The sequence below is a fragment of the Stenotrophomonas sp. STEN023 genome, assembly GCF_056760135.1.
The window spans coordinates 1-17193 of the sequence record NZ_JBRREF010000093.1 but is presented as its reverse complement, the minus strand read 5'-3'; the positions used below and the strand labels follow the sequence as shown (position 1 = coordinate 17193).

The 17193-nt window shown below is 63.3% G+C and carries 18 protein-coding genes; 9 read left to right on the top strand and 9 right to left on the bottom strand.

Features of this window, described 5'->3' with window-relative positions; all coding sequences use genetic code 11:
• Nucleotides 1–277: 277 nt before the first annotated feature.
• Nucleotides 278–913, top strand: coding sequence for a glutathione S-transferase family protein (locus ACVOLV_RS19175; RefSeq protein WP_481555751.1), 636 nt, complete (start codon nucleotides 278–280; stop codon nucleotides 911–913).
• Between the two features lie 71 nt (nucleotides 914–984).
• On the opposite strand, the gene ACVOLV_RS19170 is transcribed toward ACVOLV_RS19175, so the two are convergent.
• The gene (locus ACVOLV_RS19170) at nucleotides 985–2094 is read right to left on the bottom strand and encodes a sterol desaturase family protein (RefSeq protein ID WP_481555750.1); all 1110 of its coding nucleotides are present in this window, start codon (nucleotides 2092–2094) and stop codon (nucleotides 985–987) included.
• 178 nt (nucleotides 2095–2272) lie between these two features.
• Here ACVOLV_RS19170 and ACVOLV_RS19165 point away from each other — a divergent pair, with 178 nt between their 5' ends.
• Nucleotides 2273–2806, top strand: coding sequence for a DsbA family protein (locus ACVOLV_RS19165; protein ID WP_481555749.1), 534 nt, complete (start codon nucleotides 2273–2275; stop codon nucleotides 2804–2806).
• Between the two features lie 56 nt (nucleotides 2807–2862).
• On the opposite strand, the gene arsC is transcribed toward ACVOLV_RS19165, so the two are convergent.
• The 3 genes from arsC to ACVOLV_RS19150 all read right to left on the bottom strand — a co-directional run bounded on the left by arsC (nucleotide 2863) and on the right by ACVOLV_RS19150 (nucleotide 4966).
• Nucleotides 2863–3213, bottom strand: a complete 351-nt coding sequence (gene arsC / locus ACVOLV_RS19160; RefSeq protein WP_481555748.1) for an arsenate reductase (glutaredoxin) — start codon at nucleotides 3211–3213, stop codon at nucleotides 2863–2865.
• Nucleotides 3214–3217: 4 nt separating this feature from the next.
• The gene (locus ACVOLV_RS19155; protein ID WP_481555747.1) at nucleotides 3218–4366 is read right to left on the bottom strand and encodes a phospholipase A; all 1149 of its coding nucleotides are present in this window, start codon (nucleotides 4364–4366) and stop codon (nucleotides 3218–3220) included.
• A 114-nt stretch (nucleotides 4367–4480) separates the two neighbouring features.
• A complete protein-coding gene (locus tag ACVOLV_RS19150; protein WP_481555746.1) occupies nucleotides 4481–4966 on the bottom strand; it encodes a DUF456 domain-containing protein in 486 nt (161 codons plus the stop codon).
• A gap of 233 nt (nucleotides 4967–5199) precedes the next feature.
• Between ACVOLV_RS19150 and ACVOLV_RS19145 the strand changes: the two genes are divergently transcribed.
• Nucleotides 5200–5409 (top strand): cold-shock protein, encoded by a 210-nt coding sequence (locus ACVOLV_RS19145; protein ID WP_057631916.1) that lies wholly within the window; start codon nucleotides 5200–5202, stop codon nucleotides 5407–5409.
• Between the two features lie 71 nt (nucleotides 5410–5480).
• On the opposite strand, the gene ACVOLV_RS19140 is transcribed toward ACVOLV_RS19145, so the two are convergent.
• Together ACVOLV_RS19140 and ACVOLV_RS19135 are read right to left on the bottom strand one after the other, a co-directional pair.
• Nucleotides 5481–5981: a glycine zipper 2TM domain-containing protein gene (locus tag ACVOLV_RS19140; protein ID WP_481555745.1), complete on the bottom strand. Its 501-nt coding sequence runs from the start codon at nucleotides 5979–5981 to the stop codon at nucleotides 5481–5483.
• A 111-nt stretch (nucleotides 5982–6092) separates the two neighbouring features.
• Entirely contained in the window at nucleotides 6093–6530 is a 438-nt protein-coding gene (locus ACVOLV_RS19135) for a cytochrome c (protein ID WP_481555744.1), read from the bottom strand.
• A 130-nt stretch (nucleotides 6531–6660) separates the two neighbouring features.
• Between ACVOLV_RS19135 and ACVOLV_RS19130 the strand changes: the two genes are divergently transcribed.
• Nucleotides 6661–7452: a tRNA threonylcarbamoyladenosine dehydratase gene (locus tag ACVOLV_RS19130; protein WP_481555743.1), complete on the top strand. Its 792-nt coding sequence runs from the start codon at nucleotides 6661–6663 to the stop codon at nucleotides 7450–7452.
• 128 nt (nucleotides 7453–7580) lie between these two features.
• On the opposite strand, the gene ACVOLV_RS19125 is transcribed toward ACVOLV_RS19130, so the two are convergent.
• A complete protein-coding gene (locus ACVOLV_RS19125) occupies nucleotides 7581–8342 on the bottom strand; it encodes a TatD family hydrolase (RefSeq protein WP_481555742.1) in 762 nt (253 codons plus the stop codon).
• Nucleotides 8343–8345: 3 nt separating this feature from the next.
• A complete protein-coding gene (locus ACVOLV_RS19120) occupies nucleotides 8346–8567 on the bottom strand; it encodes a DUF6116 family protein (protein ID WP_062166057.1) in 222 nt (73 codons plus the stop codon).
• Nucleotides 8568–8744: 177 nt separating this feature from the next.
• On the opposite strand from ACVOLV_RS19120, the gene ACVOLV_RS19115 reads away from it, so the two are divergent.
• From ACVOLV_RS19115 to ACVOLV_RS19100, 4 genes are all read left to right on the top strand, one after another.
• Nucleotides 8745–9578, top strand: a complete 834-nt coding sequence (locus ACVOLV_RS19115; protein ID WP_481555741.1) for a glycine zipper 2TM domain-containing protein — start codon at nucleotides 8745–8747, stop codon at nucleotides 9576–9578.
• A gap of 325 nt (nucleotides 9579–9903) precedes the next feature.
• Entirely contained in the window at nucleotides 9904–10440 is a 537-nt protein-coding gene (locus tag ACVOLV_RS19110; RefSeq protein WP_481555740.1) for a GNAT family N-acetyltransferase, read from the top strand.
• 114 nt (nucleotides 10441–10554) lie between these two features.
• On the top strand, nucleotides 10555–11157 hold the full coding sequence (locus ACVOLV_RS19105) for a glutathione S-transferase family protein (protein ID WP_481555752.1): 603 nt from the start codon (nucleotides 10555–10557) through the stop codon (nucleotides 11155–11157).
• Nucleotides 11158–11215: 58 nt separating this feature from the next.
• Nucleotides 11216–13486: a thiamine pyrophosphate-dependent enzyme gene (locus tag ACVOLV_RS19100; protein WP_481555739.1), complete on the top strand. Its 2271-nt coding sequence runs from the start codon at nucleotides 11216–11218 to the stop codon at nucleotides 13484–13486.
• Between the two features lie 197 nt (nucleotides 13487–13683).
• On the opposite strand, the gene ppsA is transcribed toward ACVOLV_RS19100, so the two are convergent.
• Nucleotides 13684–16059, bottom strand: coding sequence for a phosphoenolpyruvate synthase (ppsA, locus tag ACVOLV_RS19095; protein ID WP_481555738.1), 2376 nt, complete (start codon nucleotides 16057–16059; stop codon nucleotides 13684–13686).
• A gap of 197 nt (nucleotides 16060–16256) precedes the next feature.
• Here ppsA and ppsR point away from each other — a divergent pair, with 197 nt between their 5' ends.
• Nucleotides 16257–17078 carry a posphoenolpyruvate synthetase regulatory kinase/phosphorylase PpsR gene (ppsR, locus tag ACVOLV_RS19090; RefSeq protein WP_303746536.1) on the top strand — a complete coding sequence of 274 codons (822 nt, stop codon included), beginning with the start codon at nucleotides 16257–16259 and terminating at the stop codon, nucleotides 17076–17078.
• Nucleotides 17079–17193: the final 115 nt, after the last annotated feature.

Sequence of the window (17193 nt, the reverse complement as noted above, 5' to 3'; positions counted from 1 at the left end):
GGGGATTTCCCTGCACCCCATCAGCGCCACTGGAATGTGGGAGCGGCGTAAGCCGCGAAGCTGGTGATTTGATGCTTCCCCGGCAAAGCCTCTGCCGAGCATGGCTCGGCACTACGCCCTCCCTTTGCCGCAGGCAAGGGGAGGGTTGGGGGAGGGGTGCTTTGGATTTTTGCTGTTGCTGCGGCGGTTGGTTCATAAGCTTCGCGGCTTACCCCGCTCCTACAAGTGCGGTGTCTGGCCTGGTTAGAATGTGTTTTTCCAGCCGGGGACTCAGCGCATGTCGGTTGTTTTGTACGGATCGCAAAGTACAGCGTCGTTGGTGGTGCATTGGTTGTTGATCGAGCTCGGTATTGAGCATGAGCTGCGCCAGCTCCACTTTGAACGCGGTGAGCAGAAGTCAGCTGAATTTCTTGCGATCAACCCTGCCGGCCGCGTGCCCGCGCTGATCATCGATGGACAGGTGTTGACCGAATCCGGCGCCATTGCCATGCAGTTGGCCGATCTGCATCCGCAGGCAGCGCTGGCGCCTGCGCCGGGTACGGCTGCGCGCGGTGATTACTACCGTTGGATGTGCTTTTGCATCTACACCTTGATGCCCGCGTATCGCGGCTGGTTCTACCCGCAGGAGCCGGCGGGGGAGTCGAATGCAGACGAGGTGAAGCTGCGCGCTCGCGCCCAGCTGGAGGCTGCCTGGCAGCAGGTGGCAGATCACCTGGCTGCGAATGGTCCCTACGTTCTGGGCGAGCAGTTGAGTGTCATCGATTTCATGTTGACCATGCTGATGCGCTGGAGCCGCAACATGCCGCGCCCAACCGATAACTGGCCGGTGTTGGCTGCGCATGCGGCGCGGATGAAGGCGCGGCCTGCGTTTGCCGAGGTTTATCGGCGCGAAGGGATCAGTGATTGGTTGTAAGCGCGGTTGTGCGGTGACATTGGTGGCTTCGCGGCTGACGCCGCTCCCACAAAAACATGGGCGCGGCTGTCTCAATCCACGTGGTCGTCGAACTTGCGCCAGCCCTGGAACGGCATCAGGTGCTGCTTGATGATGCCGTTCGGTACTGTCTCCAGCTTCATCACACCGTATTCCTGCGGCCACTGCGCCTGATCGCGTGGCAGCTTGAAGGTGCCCATCAACATGTCCACCAGCGGCAGGTGGATGGCGTAGTTGACGTCGATGTACTCCTGCTGCCGGGCGTGGTGCCAGTGGTGGTAGCGCGGCAGTACCAGCAGGTATTCCAGCCAGCCGAAACGGATGCCGAGATTGGCGTGTGCCAACACCGCCTGCAGGCCGACCAGGATCACGTAGGCGTTCACTGCCGAGGTCGAGAAGCCGAGGATCAGCAGCGGCAGCAACACCGCACTGCGGGTGAGCACGATCTCGACAAAATGCACGCGCGAGCCGGCAAGCCAATCCATATGCCGGCTTGAGTGGTGTACCGCGTGGAAGCGCCAGAGCCAGGGGATGTTGTGGTAGGCGCGGTGCAGCAGGGCCTGCGCCATGTCGGCGACGAAGACCGCAATCAGGAACTGTGCCCAGACCGGCAGTGACTGGATGGCCGCCTTCAATGACGGAAAGGCGGCCAAACCGGCGATCGTCGAGGTGGAGGCGGTCACCAGGATCAGGATGAACTGTACCAGCACATGGCTCATGAAGAAGTAGGCCACGTCGGTGCGCCAGCCCGGGCGCAGCGGCGACAGTTCGCGCTTGCCCAGGTAGCGTTCCAGCGGCACGAAGACCAGCGCCGAGAAGAACAGCGACAGCACGAACCAGTCCAGTCCCAGTGAGTACGGCGTCTGGCCGATGGCGTCGAACTGGACATTGGTGCCGCCGAGCAGCACCGCCAGAGTTGCCGTGCCGACGCCCAGGGTGGCGATACGCTTGTTGCGATCACGCAGGATCGCGACGGTGCCCATGATGAAGGCGGCGGCCAGGCCGACCAGCAATAGATGGCGGGCGAACTGCTCGTTGTAGACCGCGCGGAATTCCCGGCTGGTCAGCAGTTCGGGGAAGTGGAAGCAGGCCACCGCCAGCAGACTCAGGACGCCGAGCAACGCGGAGCCGTAGGCAAAGAATGAGCGGCGGGCACGGGCCATGGGGGACTTCCTGTCTTTGGTCGGCCGATTCTGCCTGTGTCTGCTGAACGGGGGAAGTAGTCCGGCATTCTCTGGCAGCACAATTCACGCAGGCTGAGCAGCCCTCCGGTTAGCGTTACCGCAGTGGGCACGTGCCAGGCCTCGCGTCGGCATGCCAGCAATGATCTGGAGTGGGCGGATGAGCAGATTGAGTGTGCCGGTGAGTGCCAGTGACCATATCCAGGGCCGTCTGGATGCGGCGGTCGTGCTGGTGGAATACGCCGATTACCAATGCCCTTACTGCGGCGAGGCGTTCTCGCTGGTCAAGCGGCTGCAGCAGCGCTTTGGCGACGAACTCTGCCTGGTGTTCCGCAACTTCCCGTTGGTGCAGTCGCATCCGCAGGCGCTACCGGCGGCAATCACTGCTGAGTACGCCGCAGTGCACGGCAAGTTCTGGGAGGCGCACGATGCCTTGTTTCGTAGCCAGCAGCAGCTGGGCGAAGTGGTGTATCGCGAACTGATGCGCGAGCTGGGCTTGCCTGAAGAAGGTCTGGCTGCGGCAATGGATGACAGCGAGAAACTGCAGCGTGTCCAGCGTGATGTAGAGAGCGGCCTGCGCAGCGGGGTAAACGGCACGCCGGCATTCTTCATCAACGGCGAGCTGTTCCAGCCTCAGCAAAGTTTTGAAGAGCTCTACGATGCCATCGTCCAGGCCAGCGCCAAGGCGAACTGAAACAGCACCGGCGCAGGTGCTGCCTGCGCCGGTGCGGCTGTTTCAGCGTTGCAGGCTCAGCTGATCAAGCCCAGCACGGTTTCCGGTGGCCGGCACAGCGCGGTGCCCTTGGCGGTGCGCACGATGGGCCGGTTGATCAGCGCCGGGTGCGCGCTCATTGCTTCAATCAGTGCGGTCTCGTTGTCGAGCTTGGCGGCCAGGCCCAGTTCGGCATAGGCGGCTTCCTTGCTGCGCAGCAGGTCGCGCGCGGGCATGCCCATCGCGGTGAGCAGCTCGCGTAGCTCAGTCTGCGAAGGCGGCGTGTCGAGGTAATTGATCACCTCGACCTCGACGCCAGCCTCCTGCAGCAAGGCCAGTGCGCCGCGCGAGTTTGAGCAGCGGTTGTTGTGCCAGATGGTCGCCTTCATGGTCTTAGAACCACTCCAGCAACGACACGCCGACGCCGATGTAGGTGGCGCGGTGGTTGTAGTCGATCATGCTCTCGCCATAGCCATCAAACACCTGTACATGACCGCGCAGCAGGTTGTTGATCGGGAAGCCGTAGTCCATCTGCAGCGAGCCGTGCGCGCGGGCGCCACTGCGCAGCGAATGGCGGCCGGTGATGGCCAGCTCATGCCCGTTGCGGTTGTAGACCAGGGTGGCGTCGCCGCGGCCCATGTAGTCCTCGATGTCCGGGTTGTTGTCATCGCGGCGGCCTTCCGGGATGCGGTACCAGGGGCGCAGCATGATGGCCCAGTTCTCGCGGTCCAGGCCGATGTTGGCCACCACCCGGTTCCAGCTGCGCGACAGCGGATCGCTGCGGCCGTTGGACTGGTGGTTGAGGCTGATGCCGGTCATGCGGCCGTTCCACCCAAACAGCGAGTAGCCATTGCGGAAGGTCAGCATCACCTCCGGCTCGTAGTTGGTTTCACGGAACGGGCGCGACAGCTCGCTGTTGTAGGCCTGCCAGCGCGAGCTCTGGGTGTAGCCGACCCAGATGTCGCCGTTGTCGCCGAACAGGTTCTCGGTGACCTTGGTCTTGAAGCTGAGCTGGAACTTCAGTTCGGTGCTCTCCAGCTCCTCGGCCTGGGTCACGGTGTTGTTGGGGTTGGGCGAGCGCGGCATCACGTTGGGCTTGCTGCTCCAGAACGCGGGCAGCAGGTAGACCGGCTTGTAGGCGCGCAGCTGGAACAGCCCCAGCTTGGAGTCCTTGGCCAGTTCCCAACGGCTGTCCAGCAGGGAGCCGCGGCCGGCGTTGGCGGCGGCCGTTGCCAGTTCGTCATGGGCGAACAGCTCGTTGCGGCGCGGCACCGGCTCGTCCAGCTCCTTGGCGGTGGCCTTGGCCTCCTTGCGCGCCTGCTGTGCGGCAGCGGCGGCTGCATCGGCAGCGCGGGTGTCGATGGGGTTGCGGCCAAGCGCGCTGTCATAGCAGGCCAGGCGCGCGGCGTCGGTCTCCAGCGCGAAGCAGGCCTGCGGCGAGGCCGGCGTGGTCATCGATTCCTGGGCGAAGGCGGTAGCGCTGATGCCACTCAGGGCGAGCAGCAGGGCATGTGAAAGGGCTCGGGTTTGCATGGGTTCCATCCGGTCGCTGTGGGGTGGCCGGGCCGGGGCGAACAGCAAGGCTCGCCCACCGCCATCAGTGGCTAGTCAGGGATTGTCGGCGATTCGCCTGTCGAGGGGGAGTCACGACACGGTTCAGAAGAACCACGCCAGTGCGAATACGCCGACCATGGTGATGGCCAGGCCAAGCTTCAGGGCTACCCCTAGCACGATTCCCAGCCAGGTGCCGAGGCCGACCTTGGTGGCCTGGCCGAGCTGGCGGCCGTGCAGGTATTCCCCCCCCAGTGCGCCGATGAATGGACCTACGAACAGGCCGATCGGCATGAAGAACAGCCCGACCACCGTGCCTATGGCCGAGCCGATCAGGGCAAGTTTGCTGGCCCCGACCTTCTTGGCCCCGGCGATGGTGGAGATCACATCGACGATTATCGAAATGACCGTGAGCACACCCAGTACCACCAGCGGCAACCAGCCGACCCGGTTGAAGCCGTCGCCCCAGGCAGCCAGCAGCAGACCGACGAAAACCAGCGGAACCCCCGGGAGTGCCGGCAGGATGATGCCGGCTATGCCGACCAGAACCAGCAGGGCGCCGACCAGATAGAAGATGAATGAATAGTCCATGTGTGTTCTGAAGGGGGTCCAATAGGGGTTGACTTTAACCTGTTGCGCGGTGTTGCAATTTGGTTTGGGCCGGGTTAAGTTGCAGCCGCTGAGCTTGGCAAGGTCACCGTGAATCGTGGCCTGATGGGTAGATCGAAGGATTTGCTACATCGCTGCACCTCGCTTCCTCCTTGCAACCAGCCGCCTCACCGGGCGTATCCATCAAACAAGAGCGTTACAAGGAGTTAGTCGAAATGTCTGATCGTGAAACCGGTACCGTCAAGTGGTTCAACGACGCCAAGGGCTTTGGCTTCATCAGCCGCGAAAGTGGCGAGGACGTGTTTGTGCACTTCCGCGCCATCCAGTCCGATGGCTTCAAGAGTTTGAAGGAGGGCCAGCAGGTCACCTTCACCGTCGTGCAGGGCCAGAAGGGCCTGCAGGCTGACGCCGTACAACCGGTCTGATCCGGTCGGCAGTCCAGTCAAGAAAAGGCCCGCGTAAGCGGGCCTTTTCTTTCAGTGCTGTAACTGCTTGCTCAGCGGATGACAACACGGCCGTTGACCACGCGCACATAGGTGTTCTCGCGGATGCCGGCCAGGTCCTTCTGGTTGACCACGATCACGCGACCATCGTCCATGCGCACCTGGATGTCATACGAGTTGCCGGTGACGTTCTGCTGGATCTTGTTACCGGCCAATGCGCCACCAACGGCGCCCGCCACGGAGGCAATGTTCTGGTTGCCCTTGCTGCCGCCGGTCTTGTCGGAGATTTCATGGCCGGCGACAGCGCCGACGATACCGCCGAGAATCGCGCCGGTAGCGCTGGGTGCGGTGCGGCCGGAGGCTACGGTATCGATGCGGGTGACGATGCCGCAATCGGTACAGCGGTTCTGGTTGTAATTGCCGCCGTTGTTGCCGTAGTTGCCACCATTGTTGTAGCCGCCGTTGTTGTAACCACCACCGTAACCGGGGGAGGTGGCGCAGCCGGCCAGCGCCAGACTGGCAATTGCGCCTGCAGCGATCAGTTGGATCTTCATGGTGTTTCTCCTTGCCAGATTGGAAGTGGGTACTACTGAGTGACCCGCGGCGAAGATCCTGCGGTTTTGCATGTGAATGGAGGGCCAATCACAGGTGAAAACGCAGTTTGCTTACTTGAAGTCCTGATGGCACGACTTGCAGTCGCTGCCGATTTTTTGCACTGCAGCAGCCAGCGTTGCGCAATCTGCCGGTGGCTTGGCCAGCGCATCATTCAATGTGGCACGGTAGCGGCTGGCATGTTGCTGGAAGCGTTCGTCATCACGCAGGCCTGGGAATGCGGTCTCCAGGTCATTGGCCAGCGCACGCAGGGTCTGCAGGCGGGGCGTGGTGTCATTGATGCTGCAGCGGTTCTGTTTCTGGCTCTCGCCCAGCAGCTGGGTCTGCTTGGCCATGACCGTCATCAGGCTGTCCGGAAAATGATCCTGGCGGGCCTGGATGGCGCGCATCCCCATCACGGTGGCAATCACCCCGATCAAAAGGCCCGCGAGCAGGACGAACAGATAGCGCGAGGCTTTGGACGGAGGGCGGGCGGTTGCGGGGTCGGACATTGCGTTGGCTCCAGGCTAATGGCAACGGGGGTGGGGACTGGCTTCGATTATGCAGTGGCACAAGCGAAGCCCGCGTCATCGTGCCGGCGGTCGGCTCGCCGCCGGTCGGGGCAGGCCGTAAAATGGGCGGATGAAAGAAGAATTGCGTGAGCGCTTTGCCGGTATCGACCGGCTGTACGGGGCCGGCACCATCACCCACTTGAGTGGCTGCAAGGTCGCTGTGGTTGGCATGGGCGGGGTTGGCTCGTGGATCGTGGAAGCGCTGGTGCGCTCGGCCGTCGGCCATCTGAGCCTGATCGATGCTGACGATATCTGCGTCTCCAACACCAATCGCCAGCTGCCGGCGATGGCCGGGCAGTACGGTCGCAACAAGGCAGTGGCGATGGCCGAGCGCTGCCGGGCGATCAACCCGGATATCGAGGTCGAGGCGGTGGAGTCATTCCTGACCCCTGCCAACATGGCCGAGCTGCTGGACCGTGGTTTTGACCTGGTGATCGACGCCTGCGACAGCTTCCGGGTAAAAGTGGAAACCATCGCCTGGTGCCGCCGTCGCAAGCTGCCGATGATCACCATCGGCGCGGCTGGCGGGCGTACCGATCCGACCCTGGTGCGGGTGCGCGACGTGTCGCGTACCGAGCATGACGCGATGATGGCGTTGATCCGCAAGAAGCTGCGCAGTGAGTTCAACTTTCCCAAGAGTGCAAAGCGCTATTTCGGCGTGCCGGCAGTGTATTCGCTGGAAAACGTGAAATACCCGCAGGCCGACGGCAGTGTATGCGGCATCCGCCCGAACCTGGGCCCGGACGAAGCCTTGAAGCTGGATTGTGGCGGTGGCCTGGGGGCGGCAACGCACATCACCGGTGCATTTGCATTCGTGGCCGTGGGCAAGGCGCTGGAGATGCTGCTGAAGAACCGCGCGTAGAAGCCTGCGAACGGTTGTGCTTTGTGGGAGCGGCGTAAGCCGCGAAGCTGGTACTGCTGAAATTGCCAGCATGCTTGCGATCTGACTGAGCTGTGGCTTCGCGGCTGACGCCGCTCCCACAATCGGACCTACAGCCCGAACAACCGCTTTGCGTTGGCCGTGGTCTGCGCTGCGATATCCGCCGCAGGCTGCTGCCGCAGCTCAGCGACGGTATCGAGGATCTGCCGCAATCGCGATGGCTCGTTGCGTTGACCGCGGATGCCGGCATCCGGCTGATCCGGGGCATCGGTTTCCAGCAGCAGGAACTCCAATGGCATCTGCGTCACCAGGCCGCGCAACCGGTTGGCGCGCGTATAGGTGATGGGGCCGCCCAGGCCGATCATGAAGCCCAGATCCCATAGCTGCCGGGCCTGCTCGGGACTGCCGGAAAAACTGTGCACTACGCCGCTGAGTCCGCCAACCCGGCGGATGCGCAGGATCACTTCATCCAAGGCACGGCGCGCATGCACGATCAACGGCAGCTGGAAGTCCCGCGCTACCTCAAGTTGGCCCTGGAAGTACATGCGCTGTGCCGCCGGGTCGAGATTGTCGACAAAGAAATCCAGCCCGCATTCGCCAATGGCGCAAGGCTTTTCGCGTTCCACCCAATCGCGCAGTTGCTGCAGATGCTCGGGACGGTGCTCGGCCAGGAACATGGGATGCAGGCCGTAAACCGGATGCAGTCCGGTGCCTGCCGCGCACACCTCGCGCAATTTTGGCCAGCTGGCGGCGGTCACCGCCGGTACGATCTGCATGCCCACGCCAGCAGCGCCGGCGCGGGCGATCACCGCCTCACGGTCGGCGTCGAATTCAGCGGCATCCAGGTGGCAGTGGCTGTCTACCAGCTGCACGGCTCAGCGCTTGCCAGGCAGGATCGGCGGCTCAGCCGGATCCTTGCGTCGCTTCCAGTTGGCCAGCAACAGGGTGCTCAAGCCAAACAGGATCTCGTCGACAAACGGAATCGGGTCGGGCAGCAGCATGCTGATGACGAACAGCGCACCGGTCAACTTGAACAGGGTGGGGTAGCGCAGCTTGCGTGCCCATTCCAGAAACGGTGACAACATCATGCTCGACATGGCGTATCCAGATGAAGGGAGATTCAGGCTGCCCCGCAGGATCGGGGCCAACAGGCTGAATATTGCGACGAGTTGGATCATTTCGATAGGGATGTGACAGAAATACCGGGCTTTGTTCAGCTAGTTCGTGCTGGAATTCACCCAAGACAAACGCGGGCAGCCGCACGGAGACAGATCATGAAGAGCACAACCACGACCGTTTTGGTTGCCGCCGGCGCGTTGCTGGTAGGTGGCATCGCCACTGCCGCCTTCATGCAGGGCCGCGACAAGGCCGGCACGGCACCGCTGGTGGAAGGCGCGCGCCCGGTGTTGGACAGCTCGCCACTGGTGGACGATGCCGCTGTTACCGGCAAGGTGGAGACCCCGGCCGAACCGCAGCTGCAGTACGCCGACGTACTCAAGGTAGCGCCGGTCACGCAGAAGGAACGTGTCTATGGCACCGTCACCGGCAGTGACCCGATCCGCGAAACCTCCACCACCAGCACCCCGCATGAAGTCTGCGAGGATGTGGTGGTGCAGGAGCGCCTGCCCGAGCGTGATGGCAACGTGGGTGGCACGGTTGCCGGTGCGCTGATCGGCGGTCTGCTGGGCAACCAGGTCGGCGGCGGCAATGGCAAGAAGGCTGCGACTGCGGCCGGTGCCGTCGCCGGTGGCGTGATTGGTAACCAGGTCGACAAGCGCCATGTCGGCGGTCGTGTGGTCAATCGCACCGAGCGCCAGTGCCATACCGAACAGCGCACGGCCGAGTCCAGCCGCATCACCGGTTACAACGTCAGCTACCGCAAGCCTGATGGCAGCACCGGCACCATGCGCATGGACAGCCGTCCGGGCGAGCGCGTGTCGCTGGGTAATGCCAACCAGACCATCGGTTACGACGTGACCTACCGTTACGACGGTGCCGAGAAGACCGTGCGCATGCAGGACAAGCCGGCCAGCGATCGCCTGCCGGTGATCGACGGTCAGCTGGTCACGCAGACCGCGGCGATGGCACCGGCGGCAAACCGCCAGTAACCAGCGCAAGCCGTAAACCTGCTCTCTTCAGCAGTTGAGTCACCCGGAATCCGATGCCAGACCTCTGGCATCGGATTTTTGCTTTTGTAGGAGCGGCGTGAGCCGCGAAGCACGCATGCCATCAGATGCGCAGGTAATTGCGTGGTGATTGAGCTACGTCAGCTTCGCGGCTCACGCCGCTCCTACATGCAAGCTCCTGCACGCAGGCCGGGTGCCCGGGTGCGCCGTGCTTACCCGGGCTACAGTCGATCGCCCGCTTGTTTGACCCTCTTGGCTGGTCGGTGCAATCTCAGCCTCTTCGTGTGCCGGTTCCGTAGGAGGTGTGATGAGCATTTTCGATCTGCAGTTGGAAACCGAACGCCTCCTGCTTCGTCCACCGGCAGCCGGGGACTTCGACGCCTTCGCTGCGTTCTGTAGCGATCCACAGACCATGCAGCATCTGGGCGGCGTACAGGTGCCTTCTGTGGCGTGGCGCAGCTTGGCGGCGCTGACCGGGAGTTGGCAGTTGCTCGGCTACTCCATGTTCTCGGTGATCGAGAAAAGCAGCGGGCGCTGGATTGGCCGGGTCGGGCCGTGGCAGCCGCACGGATGGCCGGGTACGGAAGTGGGCTGGGGCATTGCTTCGGAATTCTGGGGCCGTGGTTACGCGCCGGAAGCAGCGCGGGCGAGCATTGACTGGGCGTTCGATGCGCTGGGTTGGCAGGAAGTGATCCATACCATCGTGCCGGCCAACACCAGTTCGGTGGCGGTAGCGCAAAAGCTGGGTGCGACCTTGCTGCGGCAGGCGCGCCTGCCGGCGCCTGCCGATATCGAGGTGGATGTGTGGGAGCAATCCCGGCACGCATGGATGGCGCGGCGCTGATAGATTTTTGCTGCGGTCGCAGCTTTACCGCAGCCCCCTTGATCCGGTCAGATGGATACTGTCGTCTGCCAGTCAGCAGCGGGGAGTGGATCAGTGAGTGTTTCGGGTGCAGGGTTGCGGGTGTATGGCATGTCCACGTCGGGCAACTGCCACAAAGTGAGGTTGCTGCTGGAGCAGTTGGGCACGCGTTACGACTGGGTCGAGGTGAACAGCGCCGACGGCCAGACCCGCACGCCGGAATTCCTCGCACTCAATCCCAATGGAAAAGTCCCGCTGGTGCAGCGCGCCGATGGTCGCGTGCTGGTCGAGTCCAATGCCATCCTGTTCTGGCTGGCAGAAGGCACCCCGTACCTGCCCAGTGATGGCTGGCAGCGTGCGCAGGCGCTGTCCTGGATGTTCTTCGAGCAGTACAGCCACGAACCCTACATCGCTGTTGCACGCTTCATCAGCATCTGGACGCAGGCCGATTCGCCGCGCAGGGCTGAGCTGCCGCGGCTGCGCGAGCGGGGCCATGACGCCCTGGCGGTGATGGAGCGCCATCTTCAGAACAATGCCTGGTTCACCGGCGCTGACTACGGTGTGGCCGACATCGCCCTGTTTGCCTATACCGCTGTTGCCGAAGACGGCGGCATAGGCCTGTCGACCTACCCGGCGATCCAGCGCTGGCTGCAGGCCGTGCAGGCGCAGCCCGGCTTCATGCCGATACTCGCGGGCTGAACTTTCGCATCGATGCTTGATTCCGTTGTCTCACCTGTTTGCTGTGGAGTCTGTCTGCATGTTTGCTCGTGTACCGAACCCCATCCCGGCGCGCATGAAGGGCCTGAACCGCGCTGAGATCTGCGATACCAATTTCATCGAATTCGTCGGTGCGCTGCCGCCCGGCCCGGAGCAGGAGCCACAACCGGCCGCACCCATACTGCCCGGCAGCACGCTGGATGCGCAGAGCTTCCGCGAGTTGTTCGAATCGCAGTTGATCAGTCGCCATCTGGACCTGATGGCACGCGTGCTGCGCGTGCAGAACAAGGTCTTCTACACGATCGGCTCGTCCGGCCACGAAGGTAATGCCATGGTGGCCCGCGCTGCCCGCCATACCGATCCGGCCTTCCTGCACTACCGTTCCGGCGGCTTCATGGCCGAGCGCTTCCGCAAGCTGCCGGGCATGGACCCGGTGATGGACTCGGCGCTGTCGTTCGCGGCCAGCAAGGACGACCCGGCCAGCGGTGGTCGGCACAAGGTGTGGGGCAGTAAACCGTTGTGGGTGCTGCCACAGACCTCGACCATCGCTTCGCACCTGCCCAAGGCGCTGGGCACGGCAATGGCCATCGAAGCGGGCAAGCGACTGGGGCAGGGCCTGCCGATTCCCGATGACAGCATCACCATCTGCTCGTTCGGCGATGCCTCGGCCAATCACGCCACCGCGCAGACCGCGTTCAATGCGGCCGCCTGGAGCAGCTTCCAGAAGCTGCCGGCGCCGGTGCTGTTCGTCTGCGAAGACAACGGCATCGGCATCTCGGTGAAGACCCCGGAGGGCTGGATCGCCGAGAGCTTCCGGCATCGCCCAGGGCTGGATTACTTCCATGCCGATGGTCTGGATCTGGTCAACGGTTACGCCGACGTGGAGCGTGCGGTCGAGCATTGCCGGCGCACGCGGCGGCCAACTTTCCTGCATCTGCGCACCACCCGTCTGATGGGCCATGCCGGTACCGACTTCGAGATCGAGTGGCGGGCGCTGGAGGAGCTGTGCGCGGTGGAAGCCGGCGATCCGCTGCTGCGTTCGGCGCAGGTTGCGGTGGAATCCGGGCTGATGGACAAGGCCGAAGTGTTGGCCCTGTATGAGCACACCCGTCAGCGCTGTTTCGCTGCAGCCGAGGATGCCGACAAGCGTCCTCGCCTGACCGAACTGCAGGACGTGATCGGGCCGCTGGCGCCGTATACGCCGGACAAAGTGCAGTCCGAGGCGGCGCGCTCCGATTACAGCGAACGGCGTCTGCAGGTGTTCGGCAGCGAGACTGGTTTGCCGGAGAATCAGCCGGCCAAGCATCTGGCAGTGCAGATCAACCAGGCGCTGCATGACCTGTTCGCCAAGTACCCCGAGACCTTGCTGTTCGGTGAGGACGTGGCGCAGAAGGGCGGCGTCTACACCGTCACCAAGGGGCTGCAAAAGGCATTTGGTCCGCGCCGTGTGTTCAATACCCTGCTCGACGAAACCATGATCCTGGGCATGGCCCAGGGCTTCGCCAATATGGGCATGCTGCCGCTGCCGGAGATCCAGTACCTGGCTTACCTGCACAACGCCGCCGACCAGGTGCGTGGGGAGGCCTGTTCGCTGCAGTTTTTCTCCAATGACCAGTACCGCAATCCGATGCTGATCCGCATCGCCGGACTTGGTTATCAGAAAGGCTTTGGCGGGCACTTCCACAACGACAACTCAATCGCTGCCATCCGCGACATCCCGGGACTGGTGGTTGGCTGCCCATCGCGCGGCGATGATGCCGCGGCAATGCTGCGCACGCTTGCGGCCCTGGCCAAGGTCGACGGGCGGGTCTGCGTGTTCCTGGAGCCGATCGCGCTGTACATGACCAAGGACCTGCATGCCGCTGGCGATGGCCAATGGCTGTTCCCGTATCCGGCACCGGATCAGGCGCTGACGCTGGGCGAGGGCAGGGTTTATGGCCAAGGCAATGACGATCTGCTGATCATCAGCTACGGCAACGGCGTGCCGATGGCGCTGCGTGCTGCCAAGACCATCGAGCAGCAACACGGTTGGAAGGTGCGGGTGGTCGATCTGCGTTGGCTGGTGCCGCTCAATGCCGGCTATATCGCCGAGCAGGCCAAGGGCGCAAAGCGCATCATCGTGCTCGACGAAGGCCGGCAGAGCGCCGGCGTCGGCGAGGGCGTGATCACCGCCCTGGTCGAGGCCGGCCATGGGCAGGTGCCGCTGCGGCGGGTGACTGGTGTGGATACGTATACGCCGCTGGCTGGTGCGGCGCTGCTGGTGCTGCCGGGTGATGCGGATGTTGTGGCGGCAGCGGCGGAGTTGGTGTGACAGCCTGCAGCTGTTGTGGGAGCGGTGTAAGCCGCGAAGCTGGGGCTGCTGAAATCACCGGCATGTTTGCGGTCTGACTGATCTGTGGCTTCGCGGTTTACACCGCTCCCACAAAGACAATCAGAACCATCGCTAGCACCCAGACAAAACAAAACCCCGCCAAGGCGGGGTTTTGTTTTCATGCATCAACAGCCAGATCAGCTATTGGCTTTCAGCTTGGCCAGACGCAGCCAGGTGTCGACCACGGTGTCCGGGTTCAGCGACACCGACTCGATGCCTTCCTGCATCAGCCATTCGGCCAGATCCGGGTGATCGGACGGGCCCTGGCCGCAGATGCCGACGTACTTGCCCTTGGCGCGTGCGCTCTTGATCGCCATCGACAGCAGCTTCTTGACCGCCGGGTTCCGCTCGTCGAACAGGTGCGCGACGATCGAGGAATCGCGGTCCAGGCCCAGGGTCAGCTGAGTCAGGTCGTTGGAGCCGATCGAGAAGCCGTCGAAGATTTCCAGGAATTCATCGGCCAACAGTGCGTTGGACGGCACTTCGCACATCATGATGATCTTCAGGCCGTTCTCGCCCTGCTTCAGGCCATTGGCGGCGAGTACTTCCACCACCTTGCGGCCTTCTTCCAGGGTGCGAACGAACGGGATCATCACCCACAGGTTCTCCAGGCCCATCTCATTGCGCACGCGCAACACGGCCTGGCATTCCAGTGCGAAGGCCTTGGAGAAGCTCGGGTCGACATAACGGCTGGCGCCGCGGAAGCCGATCATCGGGTTCTCTTCGTGCGGCTCGTAGTTGTTGCCGCCGATCAGGTTGGCGTACTCGTTGGACTTGAAGTCCGACAGGCGCACGATCACCGGGTTCGGTGCCACCGAAGCGGTCAGGGTAGCGATGCCTTCGGCCAGACGGTCAACGTAGAAGCTCACCGGGTCTTTGTAGCCGGCAATCTTCTCGTCGATCTTCTTCTTGGTGGCAGCATCCTGACGGTCGTATTCCAGCAGCGCATTCGGGTGAATGCCGATGTGGCTGGCGATGATCATTTCCAGACGTGCCAGGCCAATGCCGGCGTTCGGCAGCTGGCCGAAATCGAAGGCACGTTCCGGGTTGGCCACGTTCATCATGATCTTCAGCGGTGCCGGCGGCATGTTGCCCAGATCGGTGGTGCTGCGGTCGAAGGCCAGCTTGCCGGCGTAGATGAAGCCGGTATCGCCTTCGGCGCAGCTGACGGTCACTTCCTGGCCATCCTGGATCAGCTGGGTCGCATTGCCCGAGCCGACCACGGCCGGCACGCCCAGCTCACGCGCGATGATCGCGGCGTGGCAGGTGCGGCCACCACGGTTGGTGACGATGGCCGACGCGCGCTTCATCACCGGCTCCCAGTCGGGGTCGGTCATGTCAGCGATCAGTACGTCGCCCGGCTGCACGCGGGCCATGTCGTCCAGCGACTTGACCACGCGGGCCACGCCAGCGCCGATCTTGGCGCCAACGGCGCGCCCTTCGGCAATGACTTCACCCTTTTCCTGCAGCGCGTAGCGCTCGATCTGGGTGGCCTTGGCGCGCGACTTCACGGTCTCCGGGCGCGCCTGGACGATGAACAGCTTGCCGCTGACGCCGTCCTTGGCCCACTCGATATCCATCGGGCGGCCGTAATGCTTTTCGATGACCAGCGCCTGCTTGGACAGTTCCTGCACGTCCTCATCGCTGATCGAGAAGGTGTTACGCACCTCGACCGGGGTGTCCTCGATCTTGACGCGCTCGCCCGGGACGTCCGAATAGACCATGCGGATGGCCTTGGAGCCCAGCGAACGGCGCAGGATCGCCGGTTTGCCGGCATGCAGGCTGGGCTTGTAGACGTAGAACTCGTCCGGATTGACCGCGCCCTGCACGACCATTTCGCCCAGGCCGACCGAGGAGGTGACGAACACCACGTCGCGGAAGCCGGATTCGGTGTCCAGGGTGAACAGCACGCCGGAGGAGCCGACGCCCGAACGCACCATCAGCTGCACACCAGCGGACAGGAACACGTCTTCGTGCTTGAAGCCGTGGTGCACGCGGTAGGCGATGGCACGGTCGTTGTACAGCGAGGCGAACACTTCCTTGACCTTGTGCACGACATCGTCGGCACCGGTGACGTTGAGGAAGGTTTCCTGCTGGCCGGCGAAGGAGGCATCCGGCAGATCTTCGGCGGTGGCCGAGGAACGCACGGCAACGGCGATGTCACCGCCGCCATTCTCGGCGCTCAGCTTGGCGTAGGCATCGCGGATGTCCTTGTCCAGCTGCGGCTGCAGCGGGGCATCGATCACCCAGTTGCGGATTTCCTTGCCGGCAACGGTCAGGGCGGTGACATCTTCCACGTCGAGCGTGGCCAGCTTGTCGAAAATGCGCTTGGACAGGTCGTTGTGGGCAATGAAGTCCTTGAACGCTTCGGAGGTGGTTGCGTAACCACCGGGGACGGACACCCCCAGACCGGCAAGATTGCCGATCATCTCCCCGAGCGAGGAGTTCTTGCCACCTACGCGGGCCAGATCGGCCAAGCGCAGCTCATGCAACCACAGGATATTCTCGTTCAAGCGCGATGCTCCGTTGAGGCCATCGCCCGTGGCGGGCTTGGGATGGCCACGTCCGTAGGAAGAAGCCAATATGATGCAGTGCACACCGAAGCCGCACAAGCTTGTGACAATACTTTGTCTTGTGCTTGTCTTTTCCGGGACAGGCTAGGCCATCACGCTTGACCTGTGGTCAGGATCACATTCTGAAGGGAGCTTTCATGACGGCAATCCGGCCGGTTTTCTATGTTTCTGACGGCACCGGCATCACCGCCGAGACCGTTGGCCACAGTCTGTTGACCCAGTTCAATGGCTTCAGTTTCGTGACTGATCGCATGTCGTTCGTCGACGATGCCGACAAGGCCCACGACGCGGCCGCGCGTATCCGGGCCGCCGGCGAGCGCTACCAGGTGCGTCCGATCGTGATCAGTTCCTGCGTGGATTCCAGTTTGGGGATGATTCTGGAAGAGAGCGGGGCGCTGGTTCTGGATGTCTTCGCCCCATTCATCGGGCCATTGGAGCAGGAACTCAGCTCCGCTCGGCACTCCAAGGTGGGGCAGGCGCACGGCATGGTGGACTTCGATACCTACCATCGGCGCATCAATGCAATGAATTTCGCGCTGAGCCACGACGATGGCATCGCGGTGAACTATGACGAGGCCGACGTGGTGCTGGTGGCGGTGTCGCGCGCCGGCAAGACCCCGACCTGCATCTACCTGGCACTGCATTACGGCATCCGCGCGGCCAACTACCCCTTGACCGAGGAAGACCTGGAGCAGGATCGCCTGCCGCCGCGGCTGCGCGCGTACCGCAACAAGCTGTTCGGCTTGACCATCGACCCGGAACGCCTGCAGCAGATCCGCCAGGAGCGGCGCCCGAATTCGCGCTATGCCAGTTTCGAGACCTGCAAGCGCGAGGTCGCTGCGGCCGAGACCATGTTCCGCATGGAGCGCATTCCGACCCTGAGCACTACCCACACTTCGATCGAAGAAATCTCCAGCAAGGTACTGAGTACCTTGAGCCTGCAGCGGGAGATGTTCTAAGCCAAAGGGCGTTGGACAAACCAACGGTAGTGGGGGGGGGGGGGGGGGGGGGGGGGGGGGGGGGGGGGGGGGGGGGGGGGGGGGGGGGGGGGGGGGGGGGGGGGGGGGGGGGGGG

What these genes read in the sequence shown, in the direction of transcription:
- ACVOLV_RS19110 (WP_481555740.1), top strand. Translation starts at nt 9,904, where the DNA reads ATGAGCATTTTCGATCTGCAGTTGGAAACCGAACGCCTCCTGCTTCGT.
- ACVOLV_RS19115 (WP_481555741.1), top strand. Translation starts at nt 8,745, where the DNA reads ATGAAGAGCACAACCACGACCGTTTTGGTTGCCGCCGGCGCGTTGCTG.
- arsC (WP_481555748.1), bottom strand. Translation starts at nt 3,213, where the DNA reads ATGAAGGCGACCATCTGGCACAACAACCGCTGCTCAAACTCGCGCGGC.
- ACVOLV_RS19135 (WP_481555744.1), bottom strand. Translation starts at nt 6,530, where the DNA reads ATGTCCGACCCCGCAACCGCCCGCCCTCCGTCCAAAGCCTCGCGCTAT.
- ACVOLV_RS19120 (WP_062166057.1), bottom strand. Translation starts at nt 8,567, where the DNA reads ATGTCGAGCATGATGTTGTCACCGTTTCTGGAATGGGCACGCAAGCTG.
- ACVOLV_RS19140 (WP_481555745.1), bottom strand. Translation starts at nt 5,981, where the DNA reads ATGAAGATCCAACTGATCGCTGCAGGCGCAATTGCCAGTCTGGCGCTG.
- ACVOLV_RS19175 (WP_481555751.1), top strand. Translation starts at nt 278, where the DNA reads ATGTCGGTTGTTTTGTACGGATCGCAAAGTACAGCGTCGTTGGTGGTG.
- ppsR (WP_303746536.1), top strand. Translation starts at nt 16,257, where the DNA reads ATGACGGCAATCCGGCCGGTTTTCTATGTTTCTGACGGCACCGGCATC.
- ACVOLV_RS19100 (WP_481555739.1), top strand. Translation starts at nt 11,216, where the DNA reads ATGTTTGCTCGTGTACCGAACCCCATCCCGGCGCGCATGAAGGGCCTG.
- ACVOLV_RS19130 (WP_481555743.1), top strand. Translation starts at nt 6,661, where the DNA reads ATGAAAGAAGAATTGCGTGAGCGCTTTGCCGGTATCGACCGGCTGTAC.
- ACVOLV_RS19145 (WP_057631916.1), top strand. Translation starts at nt 5,200, where the DNA reads ATGTCTGATCGTGAAACCGGTACCGTCAAGTGGTTCAACGACGCCAAG.
- ACVOLV_RS19170 (WP_481555750.1), bottom strand. Translation starts at nt 2,094, where the DNA reads ATGGCCCGTGCCCGCCGCTCATTCTTTGCCTACGGCTCCGCGTTGCTC.
- ACVOLV_RS19165 (WP_481555749.1), top strand. Translation starts at nt 2,273, where the DNA reads ATGAGCAGATTGAGTGTGCCGGTGAGTGCCAGTGACCATATCCAGGGC.
- ACVOLV_RS19150 (WP_481555746.1), bottom strand. Translation starts at nt 4,966, where the DNA reads ATGGACTATTCATTCATCTTCTATCTGGTCGGCGCCCTGCTGGTTCTG.
- ACVOLV_RS19155 (WP_481555747.1), bottom strand. Translation starts at nt 4,366, where the DNA reads ATGGAACCCATGCAAACCCGAGCCCTTTCACATGCCCTGCTGCTCGCC.